Source organism: Novipirellula methanifontis (genome assembly GCF_052161655.1).
Lineage (GTDB): Bacteria > Planctomycetota > Planctomycetia > Pirellulales > Pirellulaceae > Novipirellula.
In genome coordinates this window covers 9,001,512-9,022,837 of record NZ_CP197418.1, presented here as the reverse complement: position 1 = coordinate 9,022,837, position 21,326 = coordinate 9,001,512, and the positions used below count along the sequence as shown (strand labels likewise).

At 54.8% G+C, this 21,326-nt stretch carries 17 protein-coding genes; 6 read left to right on the top strand and 11 right to left on the bottom strand.

Annotated elements, in window-relative coordinates:
- Positions 1-307: 307 nt before the first annotated feature.
- Both SH528x_RS32105 and SH528x_RS32100 read right to left on the bottom strand, forming a co-directional pair.
- Entirely contained in the window at positions 308-1,558 is a 1,251-nt protein-coding gene (locus SH528x_RS32105; RefSeq protein WP_442507496.1) for a chorismate synthase, read from the bottom strand.
- A gap of 265 nt (positions 1,559-1,823) precedes the next feature.
- Positions 1,824-3,704 carry a sulfatase-like hydrolase/transferase gene (locus tag SH528x_RS32100; protein WP_442507495.1) on the bottom strand — a complete coding sequence of 627 codons (1,881 nt, stop codon included), beginning with the start codon at positions 3,702-3,704 and terminating at the stop codon, positions 1,824-1,826.
- A gap of 442 nt (positions 3,705-4,146) precedes the next feature.
- Between SH528x_RS32100 and SH528x_RS32095 the strand changes: the two genes are divergently transcribed.
- The gene (locus SH528x_RS32095) at positions 4,147-4,347 is read left to right on the top strand and encodes a hypothetical protein (RefSeq protein WP_442507494.1); all 201 of its coding nucleotides are present in this window, start codon (positions 4,147-4,149) and stop codon (positions 4,345-4,347) included.
- Here SH528x_RS32095 and folP read toward each other — a convergent pair.
- The 5 genes from folP to SH528x_RS32070 form a co-directional block, all read right to left on the bottom strand.
- Positions 4,344-5,333, bottom strand: coding sequence for a dihydropteroate synthase (gene folP / locus SH528x_RS32090; RefSeq protein ID WP_442507493.1), 990 nt, complete (start codon positions 5,331-5,333; stop codon positions 4,344-4,346). The two genes, SH528x_RS32095 and folP, sit on opposite strands and share 4 nt — an antisense overlap.
- Before the next feature lie 31 nt (positions 5,334-5,364).
- On the bottom strand, positions 5,365-5,922 hold the full coding sequence (lptE, locus tag SH528x_RS32085; protein ID WP_442507492.1) for an LPS assembly lipoprotein LptE: 558 nt from the start codon (positions 5,920-5,922) through the stop codon (positions 5,365-5,367).
- 9 nt (positions 5,923-5,931) lie between these two features.
- A complete protein-coding gene (locus SH528x_RS32080; protein ID WP_442507491.1) occupies positions 5,932-7,299 on the bottom strand; it encodes a tetratricopeptide repeat protein in 1,368 nt (455 codons plus the stop codon).
- A complete protein-coding gene (gene recO, locus SH528x_RS32075) occupies positions 7,296-8,093 on the bottom strand; it encodes a DNA repair protein RecO (protein WP_442507490.1) in 798 nt (265 codons plus the stop codon). The genes SH528x_RS32080 and recO overlap by 4 nt, the downstream gene beginning before the upstream one ends.
- Positions 8,094-8,162: 69 nt before the next feature.
- Positions 8,163-8,501 (bottom strand): hypothetical protein, encoded by a 339-nt coding sequence (locus tag SH528x_RS32070; protein ID WP_442507489.1) that lies wholly within the window; start codon positions 8,499-8,501, stop codon positions 8,163-8,165.
- 238 nt (positions 8,502-8,739) lie between these two features.
- Between SH528x_RS32070 and SH528x_RS32065 the strand changes: the two genes are divergently transcribed.
- Positions 8,740-11,889, top strand: coding sequence for a hypothetical protein (locus SH528x_RS32065; RefSeq protein WP_442507488.1), 3,150 nt, complete (start codon positions 8,740-8,742; stop codon positions 11,887-11,889).
- Positions 11,890-11,997: 108 nt separating this feature from the next.
- On the opposite strand, the gene SH528x_RS32060 is transcribed toward SH528x_RS32065, so the two are convergent.
- Positions 11,998-13,179 carry a ribonuclease D gene (locus SH528x_RS32060; protein ID WP_442507487.1) on the bottom strand — a complete coding sequence of 394 codons (1,182 nt, stop codon included), beginning with the start codon at positions 13,177-13,179 and terminating at the stop codon, positions 11,998-12,000.
- A 143-nt stretch (positions 13,180-13,322) separates the two neighbouring features.
- Between SH528x_RS32060 and SH528x_RS32055 the strand changes: the two genes are divergently transcribed.
- The gene (locus tag SH528x_RS32055; RefSeq protein ID WP_442507486.1) at positions 13,323-14,120 is read left to right on the top strand and encodes a (5-formylfuran-3-yl)methyl phosphate synthase; all 798 of its coding nucleotides are present in this window, start codon (positions 13,323-13,325) and stop codon (positions 14,118-14,120) included.
- Here SH528x_RS32055 and SH528x_RS32050 read toward each other — a convergent pair.
- From SH528x_RS32050 to SH528x_RS32040, 3 genes are all read right to left on the bottom strand, one after another.
- A complete protein-coding gene (locus tag SH528x_RS32050) occupies positions 14,094-14,324 on the bottom strand; it encodes a hypothetical protein (protein ID WP_339937162.1) in 231 nt (76 codons plus the stop codon). The genes SH528x_RS32055 and SH528x_RS32050 overlap by 27 nt on opposite strands.
- Positions 14,325-14,476: 152 nt before the next feature.
- The gene (locus SH528x_RS32045) at positions 14,477-16,273 is read right to left on the bottom strand and encodes a TlpA family protein disulfide reductase (protein ID WP_442507485.1); all 1,797 of its coding nucleotides are present in this window, start codon (positions 16,271-16,273) and stop codon (positions 14,477-14,479) included.
- 168 nt (positions 16,274-16,441) lie between these two features.
- Positions 16,442-17,860 (bottom strand): DUF6513 domain-containing protein, encoded by a 1,419-nt coding sequence (locus SH528x_RS32040; protein WP_442507484.1) that lies wholly within the window; start codon positions 17,858-17,860, stop codon positions 16,442-16,444.
- Positions 17,861-18,360: 500 nt separating this feature from the next.
- Between SH528x_RS32040 and SH528x_RS32035 the strand changes: the two genes are divergently transcribed.
- From SH528x_RS32035 to mqnC, 3 genes are all read left to right on the top strand, one after another.
- The gene (locus tag SH528x_RS32035; protein ID WP_442507483.1) at positions 18,361-19,071 is read left to right on the top strand and encodes an RluA family pseudouridine synthase; all 711 of its coding nucleotides are present in this window, start codon (positions 18,361-18,363) and stop codon (positions 19,069-19,071) included.
- A gap of 163 nt (positions 19,072-19,234) precedes the next feature.
- The gene (locus tag SH528x_RS32030; RefSeq protein WP_442507482.1) at positions 19,235-20,059 is read left to right on the top strand and encodes a menaquinone biosynthetic enzyme MqnA/MqnD family protein; all 825 of its coding nucleotides are present in this window, start codon (positions 19,235-19,237) and stop codon (positions 20,057-20,059) included.
- Positions 20,056-21,210, top strand: a complete 1,155-nt coding sequence (mqnC, locus tag SH528x_RS32025) for a cyclic dehypoxanthinyl futalosine synthase (protein ID WP_442507481.1) — start codon at positions 20,056-20,058, stop codon at positions 21,208-21,210. The genes SH528x_RS32030 and mqnC overlap by 4 nt, the downstream gene beginning before the upstream one ends.
- The last annotated feature ends 116 nt before the right edge of the window (positions 21,211-21,326 follow it).

The following is a 21,326-nucleotide window of genomic DNA, read 5'->3' as shown; positions in this document are numbered from 1 at the left end:
TACGGGAAGGGCTGGGAGCTGGGAGCTGGGAGCTGGGAGTGAGGAGTGAGGAGTGAGGAGTGAGGAGTGAGGAGTGAGGAGTGAGGAGTGAGGAGTGAGGAGTGAGGAGTGAGGAGTGAGGAGTGAGGAGTGAGGAGTGAGGAGTGAGGAGTGAGGAGTGAGGAGTGAGGAGTGAGGAGTGAGGAGTGGATTCACCTCCCCTTTGGGGAGGTCAGAGTCGGCGGTAGCCGGCTCTGGGTGGGGCTCGTTGTGTTAGAAGAGCTCAGCATGCAAATGAGAAACGCAGCGTGCAAAAGAGGGCATCGGCCTAAAACAGCTGCGAAAGATCGCTCGACAATTTGCTCGCTTGGTGCGACATCGCGGCATTCAGCAGCTCGATCGCTACTCGCGACTCGAGCGTCACGCCGGCGCGAACGCCGACGCAGGGGTCGTGGCGTCCTTTGACCAGTTCGAAATCGATCTCTTCCAAGTTCTTGCGAACCGATTCTTGCGGCTGATTGATCGTCGAAGTCGGCTTGAATCCGACTTGCATCACCAGCGGCATTCCGGTCGTGATCCCGCCGATCATGCCGCCATGGCTGTTGCGGACATAGCCGCTGCTGCGGATCGGATCGTTGTTGTCGCTGCCGAGTCGCTGGACAACATCACGGCCCGCACCGACTTCGCATGATTGGACGGCATTCAGCCCACCCAGGACGCCCATCAAGCGAACTTTCAAGCTTTGGTACAGTGGATCACCTAGCAGCGGTGGCACATTGACGGCGACCACTTCGACCATCGCTCCGAGCGAATCGCCCTTCATCCGCGTCTGTTTTATCAGCTCGCCGGCTTCCTCGGCAAACTCGGAATCGATCGAATGAATGGTCGCAGACGCCAATGAATCTTCGAGTTTCGCGATCGCGTCCGCCGCAATCGGTTGCCGCTGTCCGTCCTGCATCAACTCGGCGACTCGATCCGCCAGACTCTTTTTTGCCTTTAGCGATCCTACTTGCGAGATCGACGACAGGATCACGGTGCCAAATTTTTCGGCCAACAAAATGCGCGCAATCGAGCCGCCCACGACGTCCGAGATCGTGGCTCGATAACTGGATCGGCCACCACCGCGGACGTCGACAAATCCGGCTGATTTGTGGAATTTGACGAGATCGGTGTGGCCGGGGCGGACTTCGCCCGTGGGGCCTGAGAATTGGGTGTAATCGCCTGACTTTTTCGAGGTCGAAAGCACGATCGCGGCGATCGGTTCACCCGTGGTGTAGCCCTGTTCGTACGCTTCGCTCTCGTAGCTGTCGCCGTCGAGTTGGACCGTGACCTTACCGCCGCCGAGCAGTTGATCGGTGTCGTTTTGGAATAGCCCCGACAGAAAGACGACTTTGTCTTTCTCGTTACGTGGTGTCCCGTGTTTGTTCCCGCCCGGACGTCGCCGGTCGAGGTACTTTTGCACATCGACGCGGCGAATCATTTGGCCCGCAGGGCAGCCAAACACGATCGTCGTCACGGCAGGACCATGCGATTCGCCCGCACCGGCAACGCTGAATAGAGGACCGCCAAGAATTTCCATCAAACAATCTCAATACACACAAGCAACAAGAGGATATCGGTCTGTTATCGTCGCGACTTCGTCACGATCTGTCGACCCAGTCCCAAGTTGGCGTTAGCGCTCGCGGCACGAACGCTACCAACACGCTACCTGGCTAGTGCTTTGTCAGGGCCAGGAATTAGGGTTGGTCGTAGCGGAAGTCGTCAAGACTTTCGTTGTATTTTCCGAACGATCCGAAACTCACGCACGAGTTCCGCTACCCTAAAATTCACCTTCGACAAAGCCCCTATGGCGTCGCCGCGCTCATGTCGTCGATCAGGCGGCCGACGTACTTGCCGACGCGTGGGGGTGGCTTTTTCAAGGATCGAGGCAACGCCGCGATCTGTTTTTTCAGTTTCGCACCCAGCGGAGCCCCCAAGTCCAGCACGTTCAACGCTTCGATGGCGGCGAAGTGCCCTACCCTTTCCACGTTGGCCAGTTCCAATAGCCGGTCGGTAGCGGCTTGCTGCTCGGATTTGCCTCCGATGATTTGAATCGCTTCACACGCCGCGATTGCAACGCTCGGCGATTCGTCGTTCATCGCACGTTTGACCGCTTGGATCGCTGCTGGGGTGGTTGCGCCTCGAAGTCCGATACCGCGGACCGCCCAAAAACGAATCACGGCATCCTCGTCCGCGGAAAGCTCGATCGCCTTCTCGGTTGTCATGTCACTGTCGACATCCGTCGCATCCAGTGCGGTTTGAGCAAGACGCGTCATCAAATCGGAATGACTTAATGCAAATTCGCGAGGCGACTGGTCATCCGCCACAACGCGGTGCATCTCGGCTTCGGGGTACATGCCCATGTCGCCGGTTTCAACCATCCAGCGGTGAACGGCATCACGCATCATGCTGACCCGATCGGCGTGCGCTGCATCGCCAGCAAGGTTTTTGACCTCATCCGGATCACTTTCCAAATCAAACAATTCTTCGACCGGCTTAGGCTGCCAGAACTTTGCTTGGTCCTCGTTCAATTTGCCTTCATCAAACATTTGTTTCCAAATACGCGTCGTGGGAGTTTGGAACATGTAGTCGACATGTTTCAAATAAGGACGCTCGGGATAGAAATGTCGCATATAGACATAACGGCCATCGGTACAACTGCGAACCATGTCGATGCGCTCGTCCATCCGTCCACGCCAACCGTACAAATAGGGTTTCGCGGGGCCCGCGAACGATCCTGCAAAGGGAACGCCTTGCATGTTCGCCGGCGGTTTTACCCCAGCCAAACTGATCACGGTCGGGGCGAGATCCACGAACGAGACCAACTGAGCCGACTCGCCACCGGGCATGTAATTCTTTGGGGCAAGCGAACGAAATTGCTCGGGGACATGGACCAACAATGGTACACGCAATCCCGAATCGAACGGCCAACGCTTGCTGCGAGGCATCCCGCTGCCGTGGTCGCCGTAATAAAAGATGATTGTCGAGTCAGCGAGCCCATCGGCTTCGAGGTCTTTCAAGACGCCGCCCACCATCTTGTCCATCTCGGTCATCTTGTCGTAGTACTGAGCCCAGTCATGACGCACCTCAGGTGTATCGGGGTGGTATTTTGGAAGCGGTGCTTTGGCAGGATCGTGCACCAAGGTATGCGGTCGTTTGCGAATCTGGCTCTCGTGACTGATGGTGAAATTGATCACCGACATAAACGGCGTCGCCTCGGTTGGACGACTTCGCCATGGCGACTTGCCGCCCCCCTTTTGCCAGCCCACGTTGTCGTTGGCAAAGTTGTAATCGGTTTTGGAGTGGTTGGTGCAGTAATAACCCGCCTCGCGAAGTACTTGCGGATACAGCTTCATATCAGCTGGCAAGCGAACCCCACTTCGCATGTGGTGTCCGCCTAGGCTGGTTGCATGCATACCGGAGATGATCGTTGTTCGTGCCGGAGCACAGACGGGGGCGTTGGACCAACAGTGTTGAAATCGCAACGACTTTTCTGCCAAGGCGTCGATATTAGGTGTGTCTGCATAGCTGTCGCCATAACATCCCAATTGCGGTCCATTGTCTTCGCTGGTGATCCACAGGATGTTGGGCTGCGTTGGCTCCGCTTCAGCATGTTGCGTTGTCGATAAGGCCGCAGCCACGCTGATGCCGATCAGCAAGCCACGAATCAAGTTGTGGGGTTTCATAAACAGGTCGCTTCGGGATAGGGAGGAGCAGGGATCAAATCAGAATGAGACCTTGGCGGTCATTTAGTGCGTATAGACAACTAAAATGCAGCCATCGGAATCGATTGTTCAGTGAGGGAACGAGTCTTTTCGGTTTAGCCGGATTTAGGAAAGTTTTCGGAACGTACTAGTCGAAACAAATATATCGCCGTCACATTGCCTTGTGTTTGCTGTGGCTACCGTGATAGAGCTTTGCGGATGATTGTACTCCATTGGCTTTGATTTTCCACATTGCCATGGACCCGATTTTTAAGCGACTATTCGGATCATTCGTGATAAACTGATTCCTAGAGTCTCACTTCTGACAATTCGGTGTCAGTTTGTTCGGAGATGTAGTAGGAAAAGGGCGAATACTTTTAAAGTACTAAACGTCAATCTGCGCTGGGCAGCAGGGGAACCGAAGATGATTAATCTAGCAACCTACACCGTTCAAACCGTTCACGGTTTGAAAGATACGTTTCAGGTCAGTGCCAACGGAACGGTCGATACGGGACAATTGTTTTTAACCGGGCCAACGTCGACATCGACGAAAAACGGCTCGGCTGCGACCGAAAAAAATTGTGAGCAAAAACGCGACGAGAAGACGCCTAAGCAGGCTCGCTAATCGAGACCGCCTGAGGCTTCGAAAAGAGTCAGGGCATCCACGGTTGGTTTGACGTCGTGAACGCGGATCACTTGAGCTCCCGCTACGGCCATCGCCAGGGAAACCCCCAGCGTGCCCGCCGTACGGTCGGCATTTTTGTCGCCGATCCGATTCCCGATAAAGCCTTTGCGTGAATGCCCAATCAATAAGGGCGAACCGAGTTGGACGAATCGACGGGTCGCACGTAACAGCATTAGGTTGTGCTCGTGTGTCTTGCCGAAACCAATCCCGGGATCCAAGCACACTCGGTCTCGGCGGATTCCGATCCGTTCGCAGCAACGCAACCGCTCTTGCAGATAATGCTCGATCTCGGCCACGACATCGTCGTAGCTTGGATCGTCTTGCATCGTTTGCGGCGTTCCCCGCATATGCATCACGCAGACACCGACGCCGCTTGCCCGCGCAAGTTCTCCCATCAACGGATCGCCTTCGAGCCCCGTCACGTCGTTGATAATCTCGGCCCCGGCATCAAGAGCCCGTTTGGCTACTTCGGCTTTGGACGTATCGATGCTGATCGGGATCCTCAGCTGCCCGGATAATTTTAAATTCTCGATCACCGGCAACACACGAGCGATCTCTTCTTTGCAATCCACCACGTCGCTGTAGGGCCGTGTGCTTTCGCCGCCAATGTCGATGATCGCAGCCCCATCGGCTTGCATTTGCAGCGCCGCGGTGACGGCAACATCAACGCTATGATGACGTCCCCCATCGGAAAAACTATCCGGGGTGACATTCAAGATCCCCATCACAAGTGGAACGCGGCCAAAGTTGAGTCGTCGCGTGCCAATATCCCAGTGATCGCACCGCTTGGAATTAGCCCGTTCTTTGGAATTGGCCCGGTGATCCGCTGTATTATCGGGGCCGTTGTCTGAGGCCGAGTCCGTTGCAGACATTAAACTGAGATTGCCATCACGTGTGCTGGAGAGGAGTGCTACGAGTTCCTTCATTGAACGTCGCTGCATTCTACAACGGATGGGCTTACCAACGAAGTTCCATCTGAGAAACAATTCGCTGGGCAAGTTTTTCGATCGTGGCTTGCATGGCCGTATCGATCGACTGGCCCGCTTCGGGTACAAGTCGCGAGTCTTGGCTGAACGAAATCGCCGAACCACTATTAGGGGCAACGGTGTTTTGGAACAGCTTCTCACCGCGACGGCTGACCCAATCCGCATTTGCGGTGAGTGTCGCATCGAGAGCACGCGGATCATCCGAGGTGGTTTCCGTCAGCACGTTTTTGTTTTCATTGGTCAGAACAACAAACAGCGTGCTGTCGGCTCCTGGGTCCGAGACGACTTTAAACGGCGTCCGACTTTCGATTTCGGTCACAATTGCCAATGATAATCGCGGCCCCAGATCGTGACGGAACGTCTCGTTGCGAACGATGGGCACGTGCACGGTGCGAACATCGGATCGGTACAGCGACGAAGGGCCGTACTGATACAACGAACATCCGCCCACGATCGATAGCGATAGCGTGATGCTCAGCAAGAGGATGCTGCGAACAGTCGTGTCGATAGGTTTGACGATTCGATTCACAGCCGTCGTTTACCTTAGCATGGTGGGGCTATCGGTCTCGGGACGCTCTTGGCCGTTCTCGAAGGTGGTTTCAAGCGGAGTGGAGGCCTTTGAGTCCGGGAACACGGTCGTCAGCCAAGCGAGTTGCGGTGTTGGCACGTCAGGCAGCTTTTCGATTGCTGCCAATCGATTGCGAGCCGTTTCGGCGTGCGGCGTGTCTTGGTGTGACTTCAGCAATTCGTTGTAATAGTAGCGAGCGGCACCATACTCTTTCTTATTTTCACGAAAGCGAGCTCGGGTGGCTAAGCGTTCAGCGCGATGAAAGGAGATTTCCGCCGCGGCACGAGCAAGAATGTCAGAGTACTTTTCTTCACGCAGTTTGTCGGGGAACCGGGTGCGAGTTTGCTCGACAATTTTGTCGGCTTCGTCCAACACCAAACCACTGTACGAAGGTCCCGCGTACATCTCTAACTTGCAGCGGATGCCAAGCAAGTGGGCGAGGAACAAGTGATCGCTGTCGGTGTAGGTTTCTCGCAAATCGGTTAAGAATTCGTCGGCCTTTTCGAATTTGCCTTGGCGAATGTTTTCCGCAGCGGCGGCCATCGTCGCATCGTCCGCCAATTTGCCAGTGGGGTCGTCGTAACGAATTTGATCCAGCACACGGATGGCATGACCGTCGGCGTCCGTGAGCGGACGTTTGTGGTCGGTCAAGTTGATGAACTTCCACTTGCCCTCGTTCGCTTTTTCCGTGTCGATCCAGTAACGCGAGATACTGAACAATCGAGCGGTGATGAGGTCGTTGTGGCGATTTCGCGGATAGGTTTTTTGCAGCTTGGTGTAGGCTTCGCTCGCCTCGTTCAAGCGATCGGCAAAGAACAGGCTTTCGGCTTGCATGAACATCGCGTCCTGCTGAAGCGCCGTGCCTGGCGATGCCTCGTTGGCTCGGCGGAACAATTTGGCTGCCTTGTGAAAGGCCGCCTTGCCCTCTTCGTCGTTCATCGTCCCGGCTTGCCGGAAAACGGTATCGCCTTGCTTGTAAAGGTCTTTTGCCTTCGTCACGTTTTCCTGTTCACGCATCGTGACGAAATTCACTACGCGAGTTGTATTTTTTCGAGCGGTGTCGCCAAACGAATTCGTTGACGAAGCTTGGCGAACGCCCTCTTCATCTGGCACGTCATACAGCGCCGACTTTGATGGAAACAAACTGGGCGGTCGCGCAAACGATTGGCAGCCGACGGTACCGCCGAGCGTGCAAGCCGCGATCGCCGTGGCAATCCAGCGGGACGTGCCGACGACACGTGGCATCGGATGACGCATGGTGAGTACCTCGGAAGCGAGAATCCATTGACGGATCGATTTTGGTAGCAATAGATGCATGGTTTGGTCGTATCGCTTCATGCGGTCGGTTCCGTAGGATTCGAGGCAGACGGCAGGGTCTCGGTTTGCACCGACTGCGGCAGCAAGTACTGCGTTCGGGGCACTCTGCCCACGATCGTTTGTATATATCGGCTCATCACGGCTCTTAGCTCCCCATAAACGTGGGCGGAAACCAAGGTTGGCAGCGACGTTTTGGGATCAACCAAATCTCGTAGTTGCTGAATCACCACGTTGCGAACGGAAATCAATTGATGCTGGCGCGGTGCACAGTTTGAACAGACAATGCCTCCGGTCGCCAATGCAAACGGAATCCGCGTTGCCGTCGTTGCCATCTCTTTTCCGCAGTCCGTACAGCGATCGGTCCCCGGCGCATGGCCAAGCAACCGAAGCATCTGGGCTTCGTAAAAAAGGATGGTCGAGGCAACGTCGCCGACGCCATCAATCTGGTTCAAGACTGAAATCGTCAAATCGTAAACATCAACATGAGGGTCATGGTCATCAGTCATCAGCCGCAATATTTCAGCGACGTAGTAGCCAGCGTAAACGCGAGCGAGCGAACGATCGGCCCCGCGAAAACGTCGATGCAGTTTCGCTTCGGTTAACAAATCGAGCGCATCGCTACTCTTACGATGAACGACTACACGACAAACGGCTAACAGGTCAAGCGAACCTTCGAAGGGGCCTTTGGGCCGCCGAGCCCCTTTGGCGATCGCTGATAACCGCCCAAAGTCGCGTGTGAATAGCGTCACAACAAGACTTGTTTCGCTAAATTCCGTAGTGCGGAGAACAATTGCATGGCTTTGGTCGGCCGCCACTGGACTCGCCTAGGGTTGATAGTTCACGGTAAAAGAAGAAAAAAAAATATTCGCAGCACCCTGCCCCTTCTACAAGTCGCCTCGCTCGCCCAGCGACGATAGCAATTCGCTCATTTCGGCGGCGGCATGGGAATCCCCTTGGCTGCGAGCCTGGTCGATGCCGTCACGCAAAAATGCCCGTGACTCGTCCAAACGTGCAGGATCTTCGAGTGCGAGGTCGGCGAGAATCTGTCCCGCCATGAAAAACGCTGGCACATACGGAGGATCGTCGCGTGTCAATTCCTCTAAACGCCGAATGCTCTCGGCAAAGTCGCCTTCGCTTTTGTGCTCCATCGCCAAGCTGTAACGCAGAAACGTGTCGTTTGGCTCGTCTGCTAGCATGGCTTCGATTTTTTCGCGTCGACTCATGTCGTTTTACTTTTTCGCTGGTTCGGGGGACTGCAGACAGTACAGGGATGTAATGTGGCGGGAATTGTAACGCTTGGGAAATGGGGCGCTTAGGTGCCCTTCCCTACGTGATGGTTGTGCCAACCCCGCCCTGCGACGCAAAATCGGCATAACCGTCAAATTTTATTGGACCACACGGGCCAGGAAAGACGATAAATCCAAAGATCCAATTTCCTTTCTAAAATCGTGAGATGTAGGCATGCGCGGCAATCGCAAAATGCTAGTGGCTTCGAAGCTATTCGCCATCCCATTTGCCTGTTTAATGTCGTCCGCAGCGATGGGTGACAGCCCAGCCGCGACTCAGGCGGCGTTTGAATCGACGGGGCAAAACGGAAACGTTGCTCAAGTCGCCGATCAGCAAACGAGTAAAGCTCCGACTCCAAAAACAGCGCCAAATCTGCTGTTTTCGTTGGCAGCAAACAACTCGCATAACAACATCCAAAACAATCACGAGTCGCGAGGAATCCTCAGCGGATTGTTCGGTCGATCTTCGACATCGAACTCCACATCGAATTCTCGCACCCAATCGCATACTGGGTCGACGAGCCAAGCTACTGCCGATCGTACGCCCGCGGATTGGAGCGGCATCCCGTACCACCGCGGATCAGTCGCACCGGAAACCGATGCTCGCACTCCAATTCGGGACCCCAGCAAAGCGACCACCGCACGAGTGGTTCGTGGCCGTGCACCCGCACCGCTGAAGGCCAATCCCGTTTCCACCAGAACAGCGGTCCGCGTTCCGACGCCGCCATCGGATTCGGTACTGGTCGATCGCGATCGTAGCGAAGCGTCTGTTCCACACGCTGCAACCACACGCGTCATCCCTCGCGAAACCTACAGCCGTACGACGCACGATACGAACAGTCTGTCGAGCGAAACGAGTAGCCGTCGCAGCGGACGTCGTTCACTGGATGCACTCGATCCTGCCGATATCCACTTTCCTGCCAAGACTACGGGGCAATCAGCATCCACTTCCACCACCACGACTGCCAAGCCAACGCCGGAACTTGTTCCTAAAGTCGTTCGCCGAGAAGTCGAAGCACCGGAATCGGTCGCCGAAACCAAGGTGGCTGCGAAAACGAAGTCCGGCGTTTCAGAAAGTAGCAACTCCGGATCCAGTTCACGTCGTGGCAGTGGTGCTGGCGCGTCAGCCAATGTTGCAGCCAAGTCGGTTCCAACCCCTTCGGCTGAATTGCCGAAGCCACAAGTCGCCAAAGCGGAAACTGCCCAGCCAGTAACCGCGAAACCGCAAGTGTCTGTGAACGTACCCGCTCCAGTTCCTACACCTGCACCTACTCCGACGGTTGCAAAAACGGTGGCACCGACGGCTCCAACGTCGGCACCCGCATCGTTGGGAATGCCCGCCACCACTGCGGCACCTTCCAGTGCAGTTGCTGCGGTTCCTACACCGTCAGCCGATTATCAAACTCCGAACATGACGGTGCCGTCCGCGGTATCGACACTGCCTGCACCGGATAGTCATCTTGCACCTAAGCCGTCTGCACAAACAATCTCGCATCGTGCTGGACCTCCCGTCAGTGCATTTGGACCTAGCCAATTGGTGCCAACACAAAACGACGCCGCTGCTGCCAGCCAAACCATGGCTCCGGTTGGCTCCGGGCTCGCCGGCCAATCCATTGGCAATGCTGACACATCATCCAAAAGCGGTGACGGCTTCAACGTCCGAACTGAAAAAATGGTCACCTACGGTCAACCCGTTGGTGTCCCTCACGTGGCCGATGCTTCGTCAAACTCGGTGACAAGGCCAACTCGTCTGCACGATACGGATAACTATCGTGGAAACTCGGACTCTGCGACCGGTAACTACTCGGGCGACAACTTCGCTCAGCCACGCTACGACTCGCAACGTGCCAATTCGATGCGATCGGGCACGAGCCAATCGAACGGATTCGATTCACAACGTGAATTGATGCCAGGCCAAAATTCGACGGCTTCGGAATTGCCTGGCATTCGAGTGGTGACGTTTGGTCCGGGTGAAATCATGATCCGCCAAACTCAGCAATACGAGATTCGCGTCGAGAACCGAGGATCGATCGATGCCGAAGGCGTTTTGGTGCGTGCCATGATCCCTGATTGGGCTGAAATCCATGGTCACAATGCCTCGCAAGGTCATATCGACAATCAAACCCAAGGTAGTGCCGAGCGTTTGGTATGGACGATTGACTCGTTACCAGCCGGTGCGGTGGAGCGAATGTTCGTGCGATTGAAAGCCGAGCGAAGCGGTACCCATGACTTGGACGTCGATTGGACGATGACTCCTCAGCATGCCACCGCGACGGTGCGGGTACAAGAACCTCGCTTGGATCTGACAATCGAAGGACCTGAGGAAGTGATCTACGGTCAATCGCAAACCTACACGGTTCGCGTTTTGAATCCCGGCGATGGAACCGCACCCAACGTGGTCTTCACATTGTCGCCTAACTCGGCAACCCCACAAACTCAGCGGATTGGTGACATTCCGGCGGGCAAAGAGGCTCAATTCGAAGTCGAGTTGACTGCCCAAGACCTAGTCGATCTGAAGATCCACGGCATGGCATCGGGCGACCTCGATCTTCGTGCCGAAGCGGAAAAGACAATCCGAGTGTCCTCGGCAAAACTCGAGGCGATGTTGACCGGGCCTGAATTGAAGTACCAGAACACTGAATCGCAATACAACTTGCAGGTCCAGAACACTGGTACGGCGACCAGCGAGCGAATTACAGCGACGTTGCAATTGCCAGGCGGTGTGAAGTACCTCGGCGGATTGGACGAAGCTCAACTTCAGCAAGGTGCCCTCAAGTGGCAGATTAATGCTCTGGCACCCGGTGCGACTCGCAACTACCAATTCCGTTGCAACATGACCGCCACCGGTGACCAACGATTCATCTTCGATTGCAAAGGCTCGGCCGCAGGTCAAACCGGCGTCGCACTTGCAACCCGAGTGGAATCGATTGCCGACCTCGTGTTGACGATCAATGACCCCCCTGCCCCGGCTCCCATCGGTGCCGACGTGACTTACGAAATCATCGTGCGAAACCGCGGCAGCAAAGAAGCGACCGACATTCGTGCTCTGGCTCAATTCAGTCACGGTATCGAGCCTAACAAGATCGAAGGCCAAAGTGGCGAGATGCTGACCGGGCAAGTCTTGTTTGATCCAATCCCTCGCATCGGGGCTGGTCAAGAAGTTCGCTTGCGAGTCGTCGCCAAGGCGGATCGTGCGGGACACCATCGCTTCCGCACCGAAGTCCGCTCCGGTGACACCGTCTTGGTGGCGGAAGAGGCCACTCACTACATGAGTCCTCAAAGCGACCGAGTGAGCCGCCGCAGCAGCGACGTGCAAACCCGCTAGAGCAGGGATTGCAACAAGTTAGAAAATGCAACGCGAGCCGGCCTCCTTTTTTTGAGGTCGGCTCGGTTCGTTTATCGCTGAGCCCCTACGCCTCACGACTTTTTCCACCTACTCTTTGACTTCGATGAACTCGAGTGGTTGCGTTTCGCTGACATCAGCGACGCGGATCGCAAGTTCACCGGCCAACAGTTTGCGGAACGACTTGCCGACAATATCGCCTCTCCATCCCTTTAGCAGCGACGGCTCGGGATCATTTTTGCGATGTTCCAATTCGTAACCCAGCAACTCACGAACATCGTCCGCGTTGCCGACGATCGGCGGAGCGAGTTTGTGTTGCCGACTGATGCATGCGATCGACGTCGATAGAAATTGGCTCAACATCGGCGAAACCGAGCGACGAGTGCCACGCGGACGACGCGGCAGATCTTCATCCGGTGTGTCCAACGCGACGCGAATCGCGTCGGCAATCGCTTCGTATTGGCCAGTGTAACCTCGACGCTCGAGACCGCGGATGCTGCGGATCTTATCGATGTCGGTTGAGGCTTTTTTGGCTAATTCGACCAGCAAGTCGTCACGCATCACACGACGCGGAATTCGGTCGGTCTCGCGAGCACGGTCTTCACGCCACAGCCACAATTGGCGAACGGTTTCTAATTGGCGAGGGTTCAGTCCCGACGAACCACTGACGCGATGCCAATTTTCGCGTGTCTCGGCGTCGATGACTTTCTGTTGCAAGTTGGCGGTTTCTTCGGTGACCCAAGTTTCGCGGTTCAGATCACATACCATCGTGTTGAGTTGTTGGTACATGTTTTCGAGATCCACCACGTCGTGCAGCGCGTAGGTGATCTGATCTTTGCTCAACGGGCGATGCCGCCAATTGGTTCGCGTTTCGCCTTTGGGTAGCGATTTGCCCACCAACCGCTGGACCAATGTCGCCAGCGATGCGGGATATTCCATTCCCACGAACCCGGCAGCCAACTGGGTGTCAAACAGACCCGCGATCGGTTTTCCGGAAAAGCGATAGCAAAAACGAATCTCTTCGCGAGCGGCGTGTGCGATCACGATTCGTCCCGGCTGGGAAAGAACCTCCCAGAATGGATCGGTTGTTTCCACCCGATAGGGGTCGATGATCGCCAAGCGGTCCCCAAAAGCGACTTGAATCAAGCACAGTTCTGGACGGTAGCTATCTTCGGATACAAACTCGGTATCAAATCCGATGAAACGGCATTTGGCGATCTCTTCGCAGAGAACTTCGAGCTCCGCGTGATTGTTGATGGACTCGTACTTCAAAACTTGGCTTTGAATGTTGAGGAAAGCAGTGGTTTTATTACGTTAGGAGTGTCGACTTTACCCCCTTTGGTTGCTAACGCCTATCCGGTTTATGCTGCAATCGTGCCAGTTTCTGCCTCTCTCAAAAGCGAAAGTGTTGTTCTGTGACGGATCTGCTAGTCAGTGTGAGGGACGATTTTGAGTTTCGAGAGGCGGTTGCCGCCGGGGTGGGGATCATTGACTTCAAAGAGCCACGCCTCGGTGCCCTTGCGCCCGTGGACCCCGCGATTTGGCATTCGGCCGCACTGGGGATAGCCCAGTCGATGAGGATAGCCCAGTCGACTCGTCCACGCGACGCCGATGGGATTCCGCACGACGATGCAATCCAAACGCGACCGCTACTTTCCGCAGCACTTGGCGAGGCCGCTGATTGGCAAGCGGTGGTGTCGCAACTTCCCCGAGCGTTTCATTTTGCCAAGATTGGGCCTTCGGGAATCAAGACGCCTGCTGCGATGAAACAAATGTGGGAATCCGCGTCGCAGTGCATCGGTCCGACCACCGAATTGGTCGCCGTCGCCTATGCCGATAGTGAGGCGGCAGAGTGTTTGGCGGCGGAACAGGTTTTTCAACTCGCCGGTGAATGCGGGTTTCGTCGCTGCCTAGTCGATACGTTCAGCAAAGATGGACGCTCGTCGATCGAACATATTGGTTACGAGCGGCTCCGGACTCTGGGCCGCATCGCGAAGGACGCGTCGATGAAATGGTCGCTGGCGGGATCGATTCGCTTAGCGACGGTGGACGTGCTCGTTTCAGAGTCTGTTTTTCCCGATTGTTACGCAGTGCGTGGCGATGTGTGTCGCAAGGATCGCACCAGTCGGTTATGTCCGTCGCGATTGCAACAATGGGTCGAGCGCATGTCGACATTGCGTTCACGCTCACTCGGCCCAATCGAGTCCCGTTAACGAGATCAGACGGTCTTCGAAATGGCCGATCAATCCGCCCACCAGCATCCACTCATCACGCGAGCGCAATTCAATCTCGCCGAACTTGTTGATTCGTAAGATCGAATCGCCGTTGACGCCTGATTCGTGCATCTGTTTCAGATCGATTTCGCCTTCGTTGACAACGTCCAACAAAGTTTTTCCTGTTAGTTCGATAAATTGCATCTCAGGTCCTCAACATAAGATGACTTCCGATAAAGTGGATTCGGACAGCACTTCTCATTGAATCACACAGTGTAGTTCAGAACGCTCCGAATCGATCATTGCTTGATAAGATTTGTAAATCGGTTTTTTCTGTATTGACTTTCGCACGCACGCTAATTCTGAAGTCGTTTCAACGTTTGTTGTAATTGTGCGATCGTGTAATCAATCGATGCGACGCGGCCCTCTTGATCCAACACGACGAGGAACGGCATCGATACCATTCCGAATCTTGCCGCGACCTCGTTAGGCACTTCGGCGGTGGCGGACGATACGGCTCGGTAGCTCGAAAAGTTCAATTTGTTTTGTCGAACAAACTCCGCCACTGGAGCTCCGGCGGGATCCAAGTTCACGCCGACGATGGCGATATCGTCAGGCGATTGCTGCTGGAGATCTTGCAAGTGTGGAATCAATTGTAACGATTCCTGGAAACCCATTGCCCACAACGGCATCAAGACAATTTTGCCTCGATAATCGGCGATCGATAACTCGCCACCATCGATTGATTTTAGATCAGGATCAAACGTTTTTCCAATCGCGTCAACACGCGATTTTCGAGCACTTATCGCCAGCTGAACTTCTTGCCCCGTCGCGGTGTTGGTGTCGGGAAATTGTTCTTGAAGCTTGTTGTAGGTTGCCTCGGCATGGTCTTGTTGATTGAGCCCTTCGAATTGAAGTGCCGCACCCGCAAGGTACTGCACCGTTTGTAGGTCTGGCGATGCGGTGAGCAGTGCTTGCACCGCATCGGTCCACTTGTCCGTGTCGATCGATTCGCCATCGATGGCAAGCTGGAGCAAATTATCAATTTCGTCGAACTGAACATTGCCAGCCAATTGAGCCGCCATCTTTGCGATCTGCGGATCGGACGAGTCGGCGTACAGTTCAATGATCGTATTGCGAACCACTTTGGCTTCGGCGTCGTGATCGAATTGCGTCAACACTTGGCGAGCTTGTCCCATCACCATCATCGCGGGGATGTCCGACGATGCGTCAGAGGTCGCTAAACCATTGACCAGTTGGACGATGCGTTGCGGTGCATCCACATCGCCGTTTTGTAGCGACTCGATCGCAAAGCCGATCAACACCAATCGGCTGTCGGTAACCAAACGCGGATCATTCGAATCAAGATTCACAGTGGCAAGTTTCTCGAGCTCCATTGCCGATTTCAAATCACCGAGCGCCGCAAGATGCGAAAGTGATTGCAGTTCGCCACGTGCACCATCACTGCGAGCATCGGCATTAGCGTCCGCATGATTTTGCAAACGTCGCGCGGCCTCGAGTTTCATTTGGGAAATTCGCCGCATCTCGGCATAAGCTTCTTTCGGGTCTTTGATTCCCGACGCGCCGCTTGCAATCGCTTGGATGTCGCTATCAGCGCCCGCTAAAAAGTCATGGAGTTCATCGGGAGTCAGGTTCGCTCGCAATTGACGACGATTGGGATCGTCGGTCTCACTGGCCGCGGTGGGATCGGCGATCGTCAACAAGTTCGGAGCTTGGTTGTCAGCCTGCGGAGCGCCCGCGCCCACTGGAATCGCTTCACCAGCCGGAACAGTCTCGCCGACCATCGCGGACTCGGCCGAAGCATTGGGTTGATCCGACATCGCAGCGGACGGTGCTGGTGCCGATGACGAATTAGACGCCGGTGAATTGTTTTCTTGGGCATGTGTTTCGTGGGCATCGCTGGCCACTGCTGCCGCATCCGCCCTGCCCTCCCCTGCTCCGCTCGCATCGGCCCCATTTACATCCTTCTCGGATTCCGCAGGCTGCGTAAACGGTAAGTTCGCATCATCCGTGGCTTTGGATGTATCCGCCGTATCGCTGTTGCTGCATCCCACTGACATGGCGGCAACCAATGTAAGCGGAAAACAAACGCCGTAGCGAAGCGAGCTAGCGAATCGAGGTGAACGTGACATGAACCAAAGTGATCGCGGCATAACGGTGAACCAAAAACGAAGCGTGAGCTAAGGGAGAGCGACGCGTTGAGTAAAGCAAACAACAAGAGTCCTGATTTTAGCACTCTGAAACGGTTCTGTCGGCATCACCACCCGACAAAGGAGTACGTCCACTCCCATCCGCTGAAATTACGACTTTCGGTGGCGACTTTTGCGATTGATGCGATGCAGATCCTCTTCATTGGTCAGCATGCCCCAGCGTAATGCCTGATCTTGGTCGTATTGTTTGCCCAACTGCAACGCAATCGTTGCTTTTGCCATTTCGTAACCGAGATAGAACGCGTGACTTTCGTCCACGTTGCTCGATTCGGGGCGCTGCAGCAATTGATCAAACAATTCAAAGGGATCGGATTGTTGTAAGTGCATGCCCGCAGACAACAAATGGATCGTTTCATCTTGTGCATAGATGCGATAGTTGTTGTCTTTCAGCGTTGTGGCAAGCGATTGGAGCATGCCAGTGGGAAACGCTTTAAGTTTTGGATCACGCAGCTGCACCAATGCATTGGACAGATGCTTGGGTGGCACACGATTTTTGACGCTGTAGTAAACCAATTTTCTTGCTTCGGCGCATTCACGCACCGAGGATCGTGCCCAATTGATCACCTCGGTGGTTAACACACTGCGAATGCCTAGTTCTTGACAGATACCGAGCAATAAAAAGTTGATGCCTGCCGAATCCACTTCGGTTAGCTCTGTCAAATTACCGATCCCCATCATGATTTCAAGTTCGGGGTATTCGCGGCGGGTGTCCGCATAGCGAATTAAACTCGCAGCGAGCCCTGCGCCGATCGGTTCCAAAATCGGGTCCAATCGCATCGGAACTTGATGTCGCGCTAAATAATTGATTGTTTTTTCAAAACTTTTTTTGTCGTCAACTTGGTCCGGAATGACGACCACTTCAGCGCCCCAATCTTTTGCCGCTTCGCAGTTTGATGAGTTCACCGACAACACAAGCGATGCTCCATTCTTGGTCGCTTCGCTGGCTTCCCAAGTGTCGAAAGTATCAACCGAAACTTTTAATCCTGCGTCGACCAACGCACGGGTGTAATCGCCGATCGTGATGCATCGCGATGCAGGGTCGCAACCGAAATCGATCACATCGGCCCCCGATTCACGCAGTTGTTTGGCGATGCTTAGTACGGTGTCAATTGACATCCGCGGCGCGTGATTGATCTCGGCAATAATCTGGATATCGTACTCGCTCGGAACGACTTTTGGACGCGATTTCCCAAACACCTCTGGAAGGTCGCGGCAGTCTTTTGGACCGCAAATTACCGGTGTTTTTACGCCGTTTTGCAATTCGTTGTAACCCGATTCGAGATAGCCCGGCACGATCACGTGGGTCGTCTGTGTGGGGATGTCCAAGTGCCGCAGCAACCACTTGGATGTCATCAGCGCGGCCACAGTGATGGGCATCACTCCGATCGAATACGCGAACGAATATTCCTTGGCAAGCGATGCAGCAATCTCTCGTACCGCATGCTCCGCTAGCCGCCCTGTGACGAAGTGATAGTGGTGGTCGGTAGCGGGTTGGATGGTCGTAAGCATGAGTGTGTTTCAAGGGCAGTGAGTCGCTTAGCAGACGGCTTCAGTCTACGCACAAGATGACCGTTGCAATGAATCGAGTCGATGTGATTGGGATCATTCTTCGTGATCGGATGACTCGACATCCATGCCGAACGAAGCTATGAATTTCATCACCAATATCACAACTCATCTTGACGTGATCGATTCTCTCTTTACAAATTAAGGGTACGAGAGATCCGTCGATCGATTGTTGAAGTAATTTGGACACGACATCATGTGTTTTAACAACTTACTTCAGTGATTGTCGTGGCCGGGATCTCTCGTTTTTTTTTGCGCTGTTGTTGGGTTGCGAGACGGTTGCTTTGTAGTCGGGTATAGCATCACTAACAAACGGTTTAGGTGATGCGATGCAGGTAAGCCGATGATGCGATGCAGGTAATGTGCCAAGCACGTAACCACAACGACAAACGTGACGATGCGAACCGCATTGTAGTTGCGATCATGATGGATGATGTTTGCGGATGACGATTGAGAGTGTGATCAAGGTGTTGTGGGACGGCGAGTCGATGTTGGCCGTCGAAAAACCAGCGGGGCTATCCACGCAATCGCCCCCAGGTGCTGATAGCCTTGAATCGCGTCTACGAACCCAACTATCCGATCGTAGCGATTATCTAGCGGTCGTTCATCGACTCGATCGCCCCGTCAGCGGTGTGGTGCTGATTGCGCTACGAAAACGCGTCGCCAAGCTGCTATCGGAACAATTCGCAACGCGGAAGGTCGACAAGCAGTATTTGGCAGTCGTTGCGGGGAAAATCGAGCCCGTCGAGTCGCTGTGGACGGACTATCTCAGAAAGGTCCCCGGTCAACCGCGAGCTGAGCGTGTCGCAGAGAACGAACCCGACGCAAAGTTCGCCGAAACCCGCGTCGAAGTCGTTCGTTATTGCAGTGAACACGATCGCACGCTCGTTCGACTGTTTCCCCACACCGGTCGGATGCATCAACTGAGGATCCAATCGGCATTGCGAGGCCATCCGATCCTCGGCGATTCGCTGTATGGCGAGAACTGTTCTGAAAGCGGCGAAAGCGACGTTGCGGGGGCTGCTTTGGGGCTGCGGTTCCCAAATCAAACGCGAATTATGCTGCACGCGGAATCGATCACGTTTCATCACCCGAAAAGCGGCATTCTCGTAACGGTTCAATGCCCTGCGGACGAATTGCAGCAAATCGTGTAGGTTGTCCCTCTCGCTCGCGTTAAAAGCCGCTGATGACTGCGGTTTGAATAGTGGAAAGTGACGTTTTCCGATTTCGTTTTCGGGTCTCCGAAAGGATTGGAAGGCACGGTCACTGCCGTTCACGCGATCGATGACGCCCTTGATCGACAAAACAAGAGATTTGATGACATCTTCACTGCCTAACGCTCCGCTTCGCATTGGTGCGGTTTCGTATCTGAATACGAAGCCGTTGGTATGGGGATTGCGCGAGCGTTTGGGAGATCGTGGCGAATTGTCCTTCAATTTGCCCAGCCGACTGGCGGACGACTTGCATACGGGCAAGCTGGACGTGGCACTGATTCCCTCGGTCGAGTACCTACGTGATCCCTCGCACACCATTGTTTCGGATGCCGTGATCGGTTGCCGAGGCCCGGTGTGGAGCGTTCGCTTGCTCAGCCGCGTTCCGGCCGCCGAAATCAAACGACTGGCATTGGACGAGGGCAGTCGCACGAGCGCCGCACTGCTGCAAATTTTGCTGTGGGAGATTCACGGCATTCGGCCTGAGATTGTCCCCTTCGCAATGGAGCAGACGCCTGAGGCGATCGATGCCGACGCGATGTTGATGATTGGCGATCGCGCGATGCATCCGGCCCCTCGCTGTTACCACGAAATATGGGATTTGGGTGATCGATGGTGCCGATGGACTGAATTACCCTTTGTGTTTGCGATGTGGGTCGCACGCGCAGGGGTGGACGTCGGCGATTTGGCGATTGCGCTCGAAGCATCGCGTGATGAGGGCCTAGCATCGCTCGAAAAAATCGCCAGTCGTGAGGCTGCCGCCCATGGGTTAACTAACGAAGACCTGTACCGTTATTTTGCTGAGAACCTGCATTACACGCTTGGGCCTGACGAACGCACCGCATTGGACGAATTCCGTCGCCGAGCGGTCTCGCTTGGCTTAGTTCCTGAATCAAGCTCCCTGAATTCTCTGACGACTGAAAAATCATGATCGCTCCTGCCACTGATAATTCGATCCGTGACATTTTGGACAAAGCAATCGAGGGCCAACGGCTGACTTCGGCCGAAGGACTGCGTTTGCTTGAAAGCCATGACCTCGCCGCGCTCGGCGCTGCTGCCGAAGCGGTCTCGCGGCGGATGCATCCCGAACCCTATCGCACCTACAATATTGATCGGAACATCAACTACACCAACGTCTGCACCGCGGTGTGTGATTTCTGTGCGTTCTATCGCGGGCCGAAAAGCGACGAAGGCTACGTGCTGCCTCGCGCCGAACTGTTGGCAAAGATCGAAGAGACCGTCGCGCTGGGCGGTAATCAAATTTTGCTGCAAGGCGGACTGCATCCGAAATACAAACTCGATTGGTACGAAGAGATGCTTGGCGACATCAAGCGTGCCTATCCCGAGGTAAACATTCATGGATTCAGCCCTCCCGAGCTGCATCATTTCACCAAGGTCAATAATCTTTCGATCGAAGAAGTGCTCAAGCGACTCAAGGCAGCCGGTTTGGGCAGCATCCCTGGCGGCGGTGCCGAAATCCTAGTCGACCGCGTTCGCAACGAGATCACTCGCGGCAAAGTCATGACCGATGACTGGTTAAACGTAATGCGAGTCTGGCACAAACTTGGCGGCGTCAGCAGCAGTACGATGATGTTCGGACACGTCGAAACGCTGGAGGAACGAATCGAGCACTTGCACCGTGTCCGCGAGTTGCAAGACGAGACGAATGGCTTCACCGCGTTCATATGTTGGACGTTCCAGCCCGACAATACCGAACTGTCGCACATCCCACCGAAGGGCTCGTTTGAGTACCTAAAAACGTTGGCGGTGTCGCGATTGTTCCTCGACAACGTGCCGAACATTCAAAGCAGCTGGGTCACGCAAGGACTGAAAGTTGGCCAGTTGGCACTGCTGTTTGGCGCCAATGACATGGGCAGTTTGATGCTCGAAGAAAACGTGGTCGCCGAAGCCGGTACGGTCCACTTTTTAACGCTCGATCAAATTCGCGAAGCGATCGAGGAGCTCGGGTTCGAACCGCGGCAACGCAGCGTCAATTACGAACTGGTCGCACCTGAGCTGGAGCAAAAAGCGATCGATGCCAATCGCAAACGTGCGGCTGCGGAATTGGTGCAACTCACTTAGCATACTTCACCTTGTGCGAAACTTGTTTTAGCAGAGGTGACAACCGATGCGGGCTACCTCTCCCTAAACTTCGTTTTGGGAGAGGCGGCAGTTTGCGAGTCACCTCTCCCGAGCGC